Genomic DNA, 13,382 nt, shown 5'->3' with positions numbered 1-13,382 from the left:
TCGGACGGCCGGTCAGGGCAGGCGCTGGAACCACACCAGCGACAGCCCGCCGGCCGTCAGGGCCAGCAGCAGCGCGCCGAAGATGTACTGCGAGGCCGCCTCCTGGCGTTCGATGCGGTACCCCAGCGAGCTGCCGATGTGCCGGTACACCTCCGACAGCTCGGACCCGGCCTGCGCCTCGTACGCCTTGCCGGACGTGTCGTTCGCGAGGTTGCGCAGCGTGGTCTTGTTGACCTGCACCGGCACGGTCTCCCCGTCGATGTCGACGGTGCCGTACGGGGTGCCGAACGCGATCGTCGACACCGGTACCTTCGCGGCGCGGGCCGCGGCGGCGGCCTCGGTGACCGACCGGCCGCTCTGGTTGTCGCCGTCGGACAACAAGACGATGTGCGAGGGCGGCGGGTCCTGGTTCGCGCGGGCGTCGAACGACCGGATCGACTGCAGGGAGGTGAACACCGCCTCCCCGATCGCGGTGCCCTTGCCCAGCTGCAGCCCGTCGACGGCGTGCCCCACCGCCTCCCGGTCGAAGGTCGGGGCGACCACGGCGGAGGCGCTGCCGGAGAAGCTGACCAGACCGACGTTGAACCGCATCGGCAGGTCCTGCACGAACTTCTTCGCCGCGGCCTTGGCGGCGTCCAGGCGGGTCGGGGCGACGTCCGTGGCCTTCATCGACAGGGACACGTCGATCGCCACGATGATCGTGGCGCGCTCCCGCGGCACCTTCACGGGCTTGGCGGGCCGCGCGAACCCGACCGTCATCAAGATCACCGAGAGCAGGAACAGCGTCGCCGCCAGGTGCCGGCGCCATCCGGGGCGGCGCGGCGCGATCTGCGACAGCAACGCCAGGTTGGAGAACCGCACCGCGGCCTGCCGTCGGCGGGCCTGCATCAGCAGGTACGCGCCGACCAGCAGCGGCACGAGCGCCAGCAGCCACAGGCGTCCGGGAGACAGGAATGTCATGGGCGGGCTCCTCCCGGCTGCGGACGGCCCGCGACGCGCCGCTGCTGCAGCGCGAACCGGGCCACGTCGGTGATCCAGTCACGGTCGGTGCGCAGCACCAGATGGGACGCTCCGCTGCCGCGGATCGCCTCGCGGATCCGGGCGCGCTGGGCGGCCGCCGCAGCCGCGTACGCGGCACGGACCCGACCCGACAGGATGATCTCGCGGGTCTTGCCGGTCTCCGGGTCGGTCATCATCACCGGCCCGACGGCGGGCAGGTCCAGTTCCCTCGGGTCGATGATCTCGACGGCGATGACCTGGTTGCGGGCGGCGAGTCGGCGCAGCGGACGCTGCCACGCCAGCTCCCCGCCCGTGCTCTCTTGCCCGTCCAGGAAGTCGGAGATGACGACGCGCAGGCCCCGTTTGACCTGGCCGCGGGCCAGCCCGGAGATCCCCTCGGCCAGGCGCGGACCGGGCGCGCCGCCGGATGCGCGGGGGGTGTCCAGCAGCGCCTGCAACAGGGCGTACGTGGCCGCGCGGCCGGTGCGGGCGGGCCAGCGGCGCACCGGACCGCCGTGCATGATGTAGGCGCCGAGCCGGTCTCCGAGGCGGGCGGTGAGGAACCCGACGGCGGCCAGGGCCGCGACGGCCAGGTCGCGTTTGGTCATCCGCGCGGTGCCGAAGTCCATGCTGGGCGACATGTCGACCAGCGCCCATGTCTCCAGCTCATGGTCGGCGATCAGGTCCCGTACGTGGGGGACGGTCGTGCGGGCGGTGACGGCCCAGTCCATGTGCCGGATGTCGTCCTCACCGGGCTGGTAGAGGCGGGCCTCGGCCAGGTCGCTGCCGGGCCCGGGCAGCAGGCCCAGGTGCTCACCGTGCAGCAGGCCGTCGAGGCGGCGCGTCACCTTCAGCTCCAGCCGCCGCAGGGACTGCTCGGGCGCGAGCCGGCTGAGTTTCGCTGATCTGCTCATGAGGCGTGCTGGTGGTTCCAGACCACGCGCGGCGGCGGGACCGTGGCCAGGATCCGCTCGATGATCGTGACGGGGTCGACGCCGTCGGCGACGGCGTCGAAGGACAGCAGGACCCGGTGGGACATCACGTCGACGGCCACGGCGCGGACGTCGTCGGGCAGCACGTAGTCGCGCCCGCGCAGCAGCGCCAGCGCGCGGGCGGAGGCGACGAGACCGAGCGTGGCGCGGGGGCTGGCGCCGATCTCGATGACGCCTTTGAGGTCGGGCAGGCGGTACTGCTCCGGTTCGCGGGTGGCCATCACGAGGCGCACGATGTAGTCGGCGACCAGTTCGTGCACGGCGATGTCGTCGGCGGCGCGCTGCAAGGCGATGAGGCCGTCGGGGTCGAGGATCCGCGTCGCGTCCGGCGGGTCGACGCTCATCCGCTGCAGGATCTGCATTTCCTCGCTCGCGCCGGGGTAGGCGACGTTGACCTTCATCAAGAACCGGTCCCGCTGCGCCTCGGGCAGCGGGTAGACGCCCTCGGACTCGATGGGGTTCTGTGTGGCGATCACCACGAACGGCTTCGGCAGCGGGTGGGTCCGCCCGCCGAGGGACACCTGACGCTCGGCCATCACCTCCAGCAGCGCGGACTGCACCTTCGCCGGGGCGCGGTTGATCTCGTCGGCGAGGACGAAGTTGACGAAGACCGGGCCGAGATCCACGTCGAATTGCTCGGTGGACGGATGGTAGATCCGGGTCCCGACGATGTCGGAGGGCACCAGGTCGGGGGTGAACTGCAGGCGGGCGAACGATCCGCCGACGACGGTGGCCAGGGTGCCGACGGCGAGGGTCTTGGCGACGCCGGGAACACCCTCGAGCAGACAGTGGCCGCGCGCGAGCAGGGCGATGACCATGCGCTCGACCATGTGCTCCTGGCCGACGATGACCTTTTTGACCTCCGCCACGCTCTGCTGCAGCAGAGCCGCCGCCTCTTCGATGTCACCTATGGCGATCGTCATCTATTCCCTCGGGTCAGGGGCGTGCGCCGACGCTGACGACCCTATGCGATTCAGGCGAAAAGTCGTCTGATCCCCTAGCTGTTAGGGTGTCGCGCGCGACACGGTCACGCCGGGGGAGGGGGCATCGATGCCCAAACCGCTGCAGGTCGGCGATCCAGCCGAGCTGGGGCCGTTCCGGCTGCACTCCCGGCTGCGCGAGTCCGTCGCCGGGATCGTCTATCTGGGCACCGACCCGAACGGCCGATCGGTGTCGGTGGCGTTGCTGACCACCGCCGCGGCCGGTGACGCGGCCGCCCGGGACCGGTTCCGCGCGGCGATCGCGCGTGAGACGCCGCCACCGGATTCGGTGCCGCGGGTGCTGCCGGAACCCGGCGCGGGCGGGCCCGCTCCGGTGATCGCGGCGCTGACCGAGGGCGGCGCGCCGTGGGTGGCGACGACGTACGAGGAGGGCGGTCCGGGCGCGGAGCGGTTCCTGGAGCCGGTGCTGCCGCAGCGTGGGTGGACGGGCCGGACCCGTCGGGGCCCGCAGTTCCAGGCGCACTGGGTGTCCGGCCCGGTCGATCCGGCGGTCGGTGTCGAGGGCCCGCCGGTCGCCGGTCCGGTGGCGGCGTTCGGTGATTCGAAGGGGCTGGCCGCCGCGGTGCTGTCCCTGGCGGCGCTGCTGGCGTTGCTGGCTCTGCTGGTGCTTCTGCTGTTCTCGTGCGAGCCGACGCAGCCGACCCCGCCGATCCCGACGGAGACCCCCACGTCGTCGCCGGGCAGCCCGGAGCCGTCGCCGTCGCTGACGTCGCCGCGGCCGTCGCCGTCCCCGGGCCGGTCCACGCCGGGGAGCCCGCGGCCCACGCCCAGCGGCAGCCAGGACACCGGGAACCCTCCGGGTGGCCCGCTGGCCGGCGTCGGGGGCGGCTGAACCGGCGCGTTGAGGGGACGACGCCGAAGGGGTCACCGGCCGGGTACTCGGCGTCGGCGGCGGATCGGCCAGGCGGACTGGGTCCTCGTCTATGTGAGGTCGAAGGGGGCCGGGTCGTGTCGTTCCCAGATCCGGCGCGAGGTCTCTTCCGGGTAGGGCAAGGTCTTCGACTCGATGTCCAGGACGCGAGTCAGCCGTCGTTCGGGCCGGTGGGCGGGCCACCCGGGGTCGCCGGTCGTGGCGAAGCGGACCCATGCCCGCTGCAGTTCCCGGGATACCGCCGAGACCTCCGGCGGTGGCCGGTCGCCGAAGAGGTGCCGGCCGGCGGGGCTGTCCAACGTGGCGAACGCCAGGGGGACGTCGAGGCTGTGGCAGGCGCCCAGGGCTCCGCCGGACGCCGGAGCCGCCAGTCGCAGCTCGAAGAGGAACGACGTGCCTCCAGCGGCTTGGTTCGCCTGGGCCAGTTGCAGTGAGGGCATGCGGAAGAGGGCATCGGAGTACACCAGTTCGAGCAGCTCTTCAGGGGTGGCCTGTGGGTAGGCGGCACGGTAGGCGTCGGCGCCGTCTGGTGCCGGGGCGAACAGCTCCAGGGCCGTATGGGCCTCGTCCTCGGTGAAGGTGCCCAGCCGCCCCATCATGACGCTGAACAGCCGGAATTCATCGCGAGTGTGGCCGACGAGGAGCTCGGTTCCGCCCGTACCGCCGCCGGCCAGCGCCCTCCAGGGCGTTTCGGTGAGCACCACGCCGTCGAGGACCGGGCATACGGCGACACCGAGCTGCGAGAGCCGGCCCCAACTCTCGCGGTGGCGGGGAAGGCCGGCACCGAGGGCGGTGAGCTCGCCGGCCAGGCGCAGGGGGTCGATGCCGGAGAGGGCTTCAGCGTCAGGTGCCGCCCCGACCCGGCGCGCGAGCGCGGCGGCGACTTCTTCCGCCAGCGCGCGGGTGCACAGCGATCCCGGCACCGAGTGCGCGATGGCCCTGCGGAACAACCCGTGCGCCCGCTTCATCGTCAGCAGGGCCGCGATCGACCCGGCCCCGGCGGACTGTCCCGCTACCGTGACCTGGTCGGGGTCTCCGCCGAAAGCGGCGATGTTGCGCTGTACCCATTCCAAGGCCGCGATCTGGTCGAGGAACCCGCGATTGGCCGGGGCGCCCTCGATGAGAGCGAAACCCTCGACCGCCACCCGGTAGTTGATGCTCACCACGACCAGGCCCGCGCTGGTCAGGGCCGCAGGGTCGTACATCGGATCGCTGGAGGCCCCCGCGATGTAGGCGCCACCGTGGATCCACACCAGCACGGGCAGCCCGGCCGTCCCCGGGGCCGGGGTGCTGACGTTGAGCGTGAGCCAGTCGTTCCCGATCGAGGTCTCGGCCGTCGGTCCCGCCTGCGGAACCACCGGGCCGAACCCGGTCGCCTGCCTCGTCCCGTCCCACCCCTTGACCGGGGCGGGTGCCTGGAAGCGCAGCGGTCCGACCGGCGGCTGAGCATAGGGGATGCCACGGAACACCGCATGCTCTCCCCGCCGGCACCCTTCGACGAGGCCCTCCGCGGTCCGTGCTCGTGGTCGTCCGGACATGCCCACCCTTTCTTTCGTGAACGGGCTCCCAACTTTTATCGGTCAACTGTAATATGTCAACTGTATTGGAACAGGGGGGGCGACGATGCCCAAGCAGGTGGATCACCGCGAACGCCGCGAGACGATCGCCCGAGCGCTGTGGCGCGTAGTGGAACAACGCGGCATCGCGCACGCGAGCGTCCGCGAAGTCGCCCAGGAAGCGGGCATCTCCCACGGCGCGGTGCAGCACTACTTCGCCAACCGAGAGGAGATGCTGGTCTTCGCCATGGACTTCGCGTCCGAACGGACATCACGACGCGTCGCCGAAGGCGTCAGAGAACTCGGCGACCCACCACACCCCCGTGACGTGCTCCGGGTGATGCTCGCGGAGATGCTCCCTCTCCACCCCGACGCACGCGCGACGAGCCGGATGAGCGCCGCCTATGTCCTGGAGGCGCTGCACGACGCGAACATCCGTACACGCGCACGCGACGGGTTGGCTCACGGCCGCGGCCTCGTCGAGCGGATCGTCCGCCAGGCGATCGCCGATGGCCATATCGGCCCCGACCGTGACCCGGCGACAGAGACCAACCTGCTTCTGGCACTCACCGGCTTGACCCCGCTCATCGAACTGAACGTGATCGGGCCCCAAGAGGCCCTGACCGCCGTCGACCAGCACCTCGACCGACTGTTCACCAACAAGGCCTGACCGCGCCCGATCGCCGGCGGTCACGTTCCGGGAGCCGCCTCAACCGCCGTTAACGGGTTGCCGGTGCCGGCGCGCGGCCGTGATCATGACGGCATGCTGCAGAGTCTGCTCGTGTTCGTCGGCGCGGCGTTCCTCGTCGCGATGGTGCCCGGGCCCAGCACGGCGGTGATCGTGCGCGAGTCGGTGCGGTCCGGTCGCCGGGCGGGTGTGGCGGTGATGCTGGGCAACGAGATCGGGGTGCTGCTGTGGGGGGCGGCGGCGGTGTTCGGCCTGTCGGCGCTGCTGCTGGCCTCCCGGATCGCCTATGACGTGATGCGTGTCGCCGGCGCGGTGTTCCTGATCTGGATGGGGGCGCGGGCGCTGTGGCGGGCGCGGCGGGAGGGCGCGCCGGCGGGGGAGGAGGACGTCCCGGCGCCGGCGGTTTCGCGGGGGCGGCTGTTCCGGCTGGGGGTGCTGACCAACGCCGCCAATCCCAAGGCGGGGGTGTTCGCGGTGTCGTTCCTGCCGCAGTTCGTGCCGCACGGGGTCGCCGTCCCGCCGATGCTGGCGCTGCTGGTGGTGGTGTGGGCGCTGGTCGATGTGGCCTGGTATCTCGGGGTGATCTGGCTGGCGGGGCGTGCCGGGCGGCTGCTGCGCGGACCGCGTGTGCGGCGGCGCATGGAGCAGGTGTCCGGTGTCGTGCTGGTGGGGCTGGGCGTGCGGCTGGTGACGGACTCCCGCTGAGAGCGGTCGTCCCGGGGCCGTCCACAGCGTCATCCCCAGCCGGCCGCCCGGATCGTGGCGCGGCGCGGCATTCGCCGGGCGGCCCGGAGCCGGGTTTTCCACAGGTACGGAACTGTCGTGTCGTCGGAGCGCCGAGGACCGGCGTCCCGGAGAGTTCTTCGAAGAAATCCGGGAGGCGGTGTCGGATCGGGGCGGTGGTGTTCGTAGCAGGGGTGAGGACGCCCACGAGGGGCGGCGCCAAGGCAGAGGAACCGCGATCATGAAGCTGACGACCGTGACTCAGGTCAGCATCGATGGAGTGACCCAGGGAAACGGCGGCGTGTCGGATGAGGACCGCAGGAACGGCTTCGACGGATGGGCCCGGGGGAAGGGCGACAGCGAGACCCACGCGTTCATCAACCAGGCATAGTCGCGAGTCGGCTCCAAGGGCGTGACGATCCAGGTCCACCGGCCGGCCGGGCGCCCGCAGTACGCGCCGACGCCGTGACGTCCCTGACCACCGGACCACGCCGTCTTGACACCACAGGAGATGAGCTTCAGATGCAGTACCTGGTTTCCGTGATCGACGACAAGAGCAATCCCGGCAGCACGGACAGGCAGCCTGCCATCAGCGCGTTCAACGAACGACTTATCGCCGAGGGTTATTGGGTCTTCGCGGGCGGACTCGCGGACACCGACGCGGCCACGGTCGTCGACAACCGGGGCGAGCAGGCGGTGTTCAGCGACGGGCCTTTCGTGGAGTCGAAGGAGTACCTCGCCGGCGTCTGGGTGTGGGAGGCCCCCGATCTGGATGTGGCGCTCAAGCTCGCCACCGAGGCGTCGAAGATCTGCGATCGGAAGATCGAGGTGCGGCCGTTCCAGTGAGCGACGTCGAGGTGGCGGTCACCCGGGCCCACCACGAGGAGTGGGCCCGGGTGGTCGCCACCCTGACCAGGCGCTTCGGTGACCTCGACATCGCCGAGGAGGCGGCCGCCGAGGCGTTCGCGACCGCCGTCGCGCGGTGGCCGGCCGACGGCGTTCCCCCCAACCCCGGCGCCTGGCTGACCACCACCGCGGGCCGCAAGGCCATCGACCGGCTCCGCCGCGAGAACAAGCGCGCCGACAAGCACAAGGAGGCTCAGATGGTCTACGACGCCGACCCGCCCGAGCCCGTCGGAGCCATCGACGACGACCGGCTCCGGCTGATCTTCACCTGCTGTCACCCGGCGCTGGCGACGCAGACCCGCGTGGCGCTGACGCTGCGCATGGTCGGCGGTCTGACCGTGCCCGAGATCGCCCGCGCCTTCCTCGCGCAGGAGACCGCCATAGAGCGGCGGATCACCCGCGCGAAGGCCAAGATCAAGGCGGCTCGCATCCCCTACCGGGTGCCGTCCGCCGAGGATCTGCCGACGCGCGTCTCCGGCGTACTCGCCGTCCTGTACCTGGTGTTCAACGAGGGCTACCTGGCCACCGGCCCCGGCACCGATCCCCTGCGTCACGACCTGACCGCCGAGGCGATCCGGCTCACCCGCCTGATCCGCGCACTCCTGCCGGACGACGGCGAGGTGGCCGGGCTGCTGGCGCTGATGCTGCTCACCGAGGCCCGCCGCACCGCCCGCGTCTCGGCCGGCGGCGAACTGGTCACGCTCGTCGAGCAGGACCGTGGGGCCTGGGACGCGGCGCTGATCTCCGAGGGCCATCGGCTGGTGCGCGAACGCCTCGCCGCTGCCGCCGCCGGGGTGGCGCCGGGCCGCTACCAGATCCTCGCCGCGATCAACGCCGTGCACACCTCCGCCCGCGACATGCGCGACACCGACTGGTCGCAGGTCCTCGCCCTCTACGACCAGCTCGTCCGCCTCGACCCATCGCCGATCGTCGCCCTCAACCGGGCCATCGCGGTCGCCGAGCTCGACGGCCCGCAGGCGGCCCTCGCGGCCGTCGACGGTCTTGAGCACAGGTTGTCCGGCTATCACGCCTACCACGCCACCCGCGCCGACCTGCTGCGCCGGCTGGGCCGTGGTCATGAGTCGCGTGCGGCCTATGACAAAGCCATCGAACTGGCCGGCAACACCGCCGAGACCGCCTACCTGACCCGCCGCCGCGACCAACTGCGGTAGCGCCCACAGATCCCGATCAAAACCCCGCGCGCAGCGGCGGCCGGCCCCGGGGCGCCCTGCCGATGGTGCCGCGCGGTCCCCGGTGGGCCGCGGCGCGCCCCCCGCCTCCGATCACCGGTCGCCCGCGCAGATCGGAGTGTCCACCGGCCGTGCCGCATCCGCGCCGGCCCGCGGTGCCGTACGGGTCCGCGCGGCGTACCGCGTGACCGGGCCCATCGCCAGCCCCGCCGCCAGGAACGCACCCCCGAGCACCAGCCAGCCCGGCCCGCCCCAGCCCAGCAGCAGCGTCGTCAGCACCAGCGGGCCCACCATCCGCGCGAACTGCGGCGCCATCCCGTAGAACCCCTGGTACTGCCCGTGCCCGCCCTCCGGCGCGAGCGCGAAGCTCAGCTCCCAGCCGCCGGCGCCCTGCAGCATCTCACCGAACACCTGCAACAGGGCGGCCACGACCAGCACCGCGACCGTCGCCACGACTCCCGCGCGAGCGCCCGACAGCGCGTACACGGCGCACGCGGCAGCCAGCAGCGTCCCGGCGCGCCGCGTCGCCCGTGCCGCGGCCACCGGCCCGGTCACCGGCCGGGCCACCCGCACCTGGAACACCACCACGCTGAGCATGTTGACCACCAGCAGCACCGCCGCCACCGGCGCCGGCGCGCCGGTACGCCGCACCACCCACAGCGGCAGGCCCAGGCTCAGCAGCGGCATGTTCAGGTACATCACCGCGTTCAGGAACGTGACCAGCGCGTACGGCCGGTCCCGCAGCACGGCGGGCCGCGGGCCGTTCGCCCGTGGCGCGGCCGGCGCCTCCGGCAGCCGCGCGAGGATCAGCGCGGCCGCCCCGAACGCGACCGCGTCCATCCCGAACACCGCCAGATACGCCGGCCGTGTCCCGAAGCACAGCGCCAGCGCGCCCAGCCCGGCGCCGACGGCCAGGCCCGCGTTCGACGCCGACTGCACCCCCGCCCGTACGCCGGTGCGCTCACCGGCCGGCACCAGGCCCGCCAGCAGCGCCTGCCGCGCCGACGTCAGCCCCGCCTGACCGCACGCGTACGCGGTGAAGGTCACCGCGAACAGCGGGAACGACCGCACCACCAGGAACGCGGCCAGCGTCCCCGCCGTCGCGCCCGCCAGCGCCACCGCCGTACGCCGTGGTCCCCGCCGGTCGGCCAGCCGCCCCAGCGGAACCCCGGCGAGCATGCCGACCGCCCACCCCAGCGTCAGCGCGAACCCCACCCGCGTGGGCGACAGCCCCATCACGCGCGTGAAGAACAGCACCGAGCAGGCGTAGAACGCCCCATCGCCCACCGAACCGACCAGCTGCGCCAGGGCCAGCGTCCGCGCCGGCCCGGAACCCGCCACGATACGGAACATCTCCGGCCGCTCCTCATCCCACCGGGCGGACACGCCACCCGGTGACCCTCGGCCAGCGAACCGCAGCCGATTGGCCGCCGGAAGAGCCAATGACCGTACGATCGAACGGGCCAATATAGGGACGTGGACCTGCACATCGCCCTGGACGGCCCCGGTGACCTGGCCGCCCGCATCTACCGCCAGCTCCTGGAGGCGATCCTCGACGGCCGGCTCCGCCCCGGCGAGCGCCTGCCGGCCAGCCGTGAACTCGCCCGCGGCCTCCAGGTCTCCCGCAACACCGTCTGCGTCGCCTACGAGCGCCTGACCGCCGAGGGATTCCTGGTCGCCCGCGTCGGAGCGGGCACCTACGTCGGTGACGCCCAGCGCGCCCGCGTACGGCGCCGCGCCGCGCCGACCGGCGGCACCGTGCGTCCCCGCCCGCCCTGGGACTCCCTGGCCCCGGCGCCGCACCCCACCGGCCCGCCGGCCCCGTACGACTTCGGCGTCGGCATGCCCGACAGCGCCCTGTTCCCGCTGGCCACCTGGCGGCGCCTGCTCACCGCGGAACTGCGCTCCTCGGCGCTGCGCGTCGCGGGGTACGGCGATCCCGCCGGGCATCCCGCGCTGCGCGCCGCCATCGCCCGATACGTCGGGGTGTCCCGGTCCGTACGCGCCGACGCCGAGGACGTGCTCATCACCCAGGGCGCCCAGCAGGCCCTCGACCTGCTCGGCCGCGTCCTCATCGCCCCCGGCGACCAGGTCGCCGTGGAGGAGCCCGGCTACCCGCCGGCGCGGCGCCTGTTCAGTGCCCTGGGCGCCCGTGTCATCGGCGTGCCCGTCGACGCGGAGGGCCTGGACGTCACCGCGCTCCCGGACGGCGCCCGCGTCGTGTACGTGACGCCCTCCCACCAGTTCCCGCTGGGCGTCCCGATGTCGGCGGCCCGCCGCACCGCGCTGCTCGCCTGGGCCGACCGTCACGGCTCGGTGATCGTCGAGGACGACTACGACAGCGAGTTCCGGTTCTCCGCCCGGCCCCTGCAGCCTCTGCAGAGCCTCGACCGCACCGGGCGGGTCGTCTATGTCGGGACGTTCTCCAAGACGCTGTCGCCGGTGCTGCGCGCCGGGTTCCTGGTGGCTCCGGCCGCGCTGCGAACGGCGCTGCGGGCGGCCCGGCAGCTCACCGACTGGCACGGCGATCCGGCCGCCCAGGCGGCCCTGGCCCGCCTCATCGACTCCGGGGAGCTGTCGCGTCACGTCCGCAAGGCCACCCGCGTCTACGCCGCCCGTCACGAGCGCCTGACCACGGCACTGGGGGAGGGCTTCGCCGGCCTGCTCACCCCGGTGCCCTCGACGGCCGGCCTGCACCTGTGCGCCCGCCTCGCCCCGGACGTGCCCGCCGACCCGCGCGCCGTACAGGCCGCGGCCCGCCGTCTCGGCGTCACCGTCGAGACCCTGGCCGCCTACTGCGCCGACCGGCCTCAGGCGGGCCTGGTGCTGGGGTACGGCATGATCCCGGCCGAGCGCATCCCCGAGGGACTGCGTCTGCTGCGCCGGGGTCTCGAGGAGGTCCTGGCGGCCTGAGCCGTTGCCGGCGGCCGGTTCACCGCGTGGATCCCAGGGCCTGGATCGCGGCGTCGATCGCGGTGGCCAGGCGTTCGGGGTCGTGGCCGGCGCGTTCCCGTACCCGTAGTCCGAGCACGGTAGTGAACAGCAGTTCCACGGCGGCGTCGATGTCGAGGTCGGTGGACAGTTCGCCGTTGTTCCGGCCCTCGCGCAGCAGGGATCGCAGTGCCTGGCGGGTGACCTCGAAGGCGGCCTCGGTCCGCTGACGGACCTGGGCGTCGGTGGTGCCGAGTTCGGTCGCCGTGTTGACCACGAAGCAGCCTCGGCCGGACTCGCCGTCGGACGGGCAGGAGACCAGCCACAGCATCCAGTCCCGCAGTACCCGGCGGACCGGGCGGCCGGCGGCGTCCAGCCGCTGCCCGGCCTGCGCGGAGTCGGTGGCCCGGTAGTGGTCGAGCGCGCGCAGGAACAGCGTGTGCTTGTCGGTGAACGTCCGGTACAGGCTGCTGGGAGTGAGCTGGAGTTCGGCGCCGAGATCGCGCACCGAGGTGGCGTTGTAGCCGCGACGCCAGAACAGGTCGGTCGCCCTGATGACCGCGTCCTGCTCGTCTGCCGATCGGGCTGCTGACCGACGTGGGATCGGCCCTGTCGGTCTCCGAAGGGACGGCCGGGCTGATGGTGACGGTGCCCAGCCTCGTCGCCGCGGTCTCGGCACCCCTGGTCCCCGTGCTCGTCGGCCGAATGAACCGGCGGCTCCTGCTGCTCGGCCTGATGGGTCTCATGACACTCGCCAACGCGGCCTCGGCCCTGGCCCCGAGCTTCGCCGTCCTCGTGTCCTCCCGGGTGCTGGTCGGAGTGGCGATCGGAGGCTTCTGGGCCGTCGCCAGCAGCCTGGCCGTCCGGCTCGTGACCACCGCGAACGTGCCACGGGCCACCGCGATCATCTTCGGCGGTGTCGGAGCCGCCAACGTGTTCGGCGTCCCCATCGGCACGCTGCTCGGCGGGTTCTCCGGCTTGCGGATCGCCTTCGCGGCGCTGAGCGCCCTGGCACTCGTCGCATTGCTCGCCCTGCTGGCCGTACTGCCGCCGCTGGCCGCCTCCCAGCCCGTCCGCCCGCGGCTCCTGGCCGAGCAGTTCCGCAACCCCGGCGTACGCGTCGGCATCCTCGCGACATTCCTCATCGTGACCGGCCACTTCTCGGCCTACACCTTCGTCAGCCCGGCACTGCAGAAACTGTCGGGAACCGACGAACGACTCGTCGGCCCGCTGCTGTTCGCCTTCGGCCTGGCGGGCATGGCCGGCAACTTCGTCGCCGGCGCCGCGCTGGCGCGCAACCCGCACCGGACCGTGCTGGCCATCACCGTGACCCTGGCCGCCGCGATGCCGCTCTACCTGCTGCTGGGCCGCACACCGGCCGGCGGCGCCGCACTGCTGATCGCCTGCGCCCTGGCGGCCGCACTGGCGGTCCGGAGCGCACGCACCAACGAGAACCTGCGCTGACCAGGATCCCTGGCCCCACGCCCCCGAGGCCCGGCTTCACCCTGACCTGACCGCCACGACC

At 72.8% G+C, this 13,382-nt stretch carries 14 protein-coding genes; 8 read left to right on the top strand and 6 right to left on the bottom strand.

Annotated elements, in window-relative coordinates; all coding sequences use genetic code 11:
• Positions 1-12: 12 nt before the first annotated feature.
• Genes AB0L00_RS33285 through AB0L00_RS33275 form a run of 3 tightly spaced genes read right to left on the bottom strand, consistent with a single transcriptional unit; the run spans position 13 to position 2,914 of the window.
• Positions 13-960: a VWA domain-containing protein gene (locus AB0L00_RS33285; RefSeq protein ID WP_345347698.1), complete on the bottom strand. Its 948-nt coding sequence runs from the start codon at positions 958-960 to the stop codon at positions 13-15.
• A complete protein-coding gene (locus tag AB0L00_RS33280; protein WP_364441104.1) occupies positions 957-1,913 on the bottom strand; it encodes a DUF58 domain-containing protein in 957 nt (318 codons plus the stop codon). Before AB0L00_RS33280 ends, AB0L00_RS33285 begins: the two co-directional genes overlap by 4 nt.
• On the bottom strand, positions 1,910-2,914 hold the full coding sequence (locus AB0L00_RS33275; protein ID WP_364441102.1) for a MoxR family ATPase: 1,005 nt from the start codon (positions 2,912-2,914) through the stop codon (positions 1,910-1,912). Before AB0L00_RS33275 ends, AB0L00_RS33280 begins: the two co-directional genes overlap by 4 nt.
• Positions 2,915-3,041: 127 nt before the next feature.
• On the opposite strand from AB0L00_RS33275, the gene AB0L00_RS33270 reads away from it, so the two are divergent.
• Complete coding sequence (locus AB0L00_RS33270; RefSeq protein ID WP_364441101.1) at positions 3,042-3,824, top strand: hypothetical protein; 783 nt, start codon at positions 3,042-3,044, stop codon at positions 3,822-3,824.
• A gap of 89 nt (positions 3,825-3,913) precedes the next feature.
• On the opposite strand, the gene AB0L00_RS33265 is transcribed toward AB0L00_RS33270, so the two are convergent.
• The gene (locus tag AB0L00_RS33265; protein ID WP_364441100.1) at positions 3,914-5,401 is read right to left on the bottom strand and encodes a carboxylesterase family protein; all 1,488 of its coding nucleotides are present in this window, start codon (positions 5,399-5,401) and stop codon (positions 3,914-3,916) included.
• Positions 5,402-5,486: 85 nt separating this feature from the next.
• Here AB0L00_RS33265 and AB0L00_RS33260 point away from each other — a divergent pair, with 85 nt between their 5' ends.
• The 5 genes from AB0L00_RS33260 to AB0L00_RS33240 all read left to right on the top strand — a co-directional run bounded on the left by AB0L00_RS33260 (position 5,487) and on the right by AB0L00_RS33240 (position 8,908).
• Positions 5,487-6,089: a TetR/AcrR family transcriptional regulator gene (locus AB0L00_RS33260; RefSeq protein WP_364441098.1), complete on the top strand. Its 603-nt coding sequence runs from the start codon at positions 5,487-5,489 to the stop codon at positions 6,087-6,089.
• 93 nt (positions 6,090-6,182) lie between these two features.
• On the top strand, positions 6,183-6,812 hold the full coding sequence (locus AB0L00_RS33255; protein WP_364441096.1) for a LysE family translocator: 630 nt from the start codon (positions 6,183-6,185) through the stop codon (positions 6,810-6,812).
• A gap of 259 nt (positions 6,813-7,071) precedes the next feature.
• On the top strand, positions 7,072-7,221 hold the full coding sequence (locus AB0L00_RS33250; RefSeq protein ID WP_364441094.1) for a hypothetical protein: 150 nt from the start codon (positions 7,072-7,074) through the stop codon (positions 7,219-7,221).
• Positions 7,222-7,352: 131 nt separating this feature from the next.
• Positions 7,353-7,676 (top strand): YciI family protein, encoded by a 324-nt coding sequence (locus tag AB0L00_RS33245; protein WP_364441093.1) that lies wholly within the window; start codon positions 7,353-7,355, stop codon positions 7,674-7,676.
• Positions 7,673-8,908, top strand: a complete 1,236-nt coding sequence (locus AB0L00_RS33240) for a DUF6596 domain-containing protein (protein ID WP_364441091.1) — start codon at positions 7,673-7,675, stop codon at positions 8,906-8,908. Before AB0L00_RS33245 ends, AB0L00_RS33240 begins: the two co-directional genes overlap by 4 nt.
• Positions 8,909-9,019: 111 nt before the next feature.
• On the opposite strand, the gene AB0L00_RS33235 is transcribed toward AB0L00_RS33240, so the two are convergent.
• Complete coding sequence (locus AB0L00_RS33235; RefSeq protein ID WP_364441089.1) at positions 9,020-10,279, bottom strand: MFS transporter; 1,260 nt, start codon at positions 10,277-10,279, stop codon at positions 9,020-9,022.
• A gap of 123 nt (positions 10,280-10,402) precedes the next feature.
• Between AB0L00_RS33235 and AB0L00_RS33230 the strand changes: the two genes are divergently transcribed.
• Complete coding sequence (locus tag AB0L00_RS33230) at positions 10,403-11,839, top strand: PLP-dependent aminotransferase family protein (protein WP_364441088.1); 1,437 nt, start codon at positions 10,403-10,405, stop codon at positions 11,837-11,839.
• 19 nt (positions 11,840-11,858) lie between these two features.
• On the opposite strand, the gene AB0L00_RS33225 is transcribed toward AB0L00_RS33230, so the two are convergent.
• Entirely contained in the window at positions 11,859-12,536 is a 678-nt protein-coding gene (locus AB0L00_RS33225) for a TetR/AcrR family transcriptional regulator (protein WP_364441086.1), read from the bottom strand.
• Here AB0L00_RS33225 and AB0L00_RS33220 point away from each other — a divergent pair.
• Positions 12,455-13,321 carry an MFS transporter gene (locus tag AB0L00_RS33220; RefSeq protein WP_364441085.1) on the top strand — a complete coding sequence of 289 codons (867 nt, stop codon included), beginning with the start codon at positions 12,455-12,457 and terminating at the stop codon, positions 13,319-13,321. The two genes, AB0L00_RS33225 and AB0L00_RS33220, sit on opposite strands and share 82 nt — an antisense overlap.
• Positions 13,322-13,382 lie beyond the last annotated feature (61 nt).

Source organism: Actinoallomurus sp. NPDC052308 (assembly GCF_040679195.1).
In the GTDB taxonomy this organism is placed as follows: Bacteria; Actinomycetota; Actinomycetes; order Streptosporangiales; family Streptosporangiaceae; genus Actinoallomurus; species Actinoallomurus liliacearum.
This window is presented reverse-complemented; position numbering and strand designations above follow the sequence as displayed.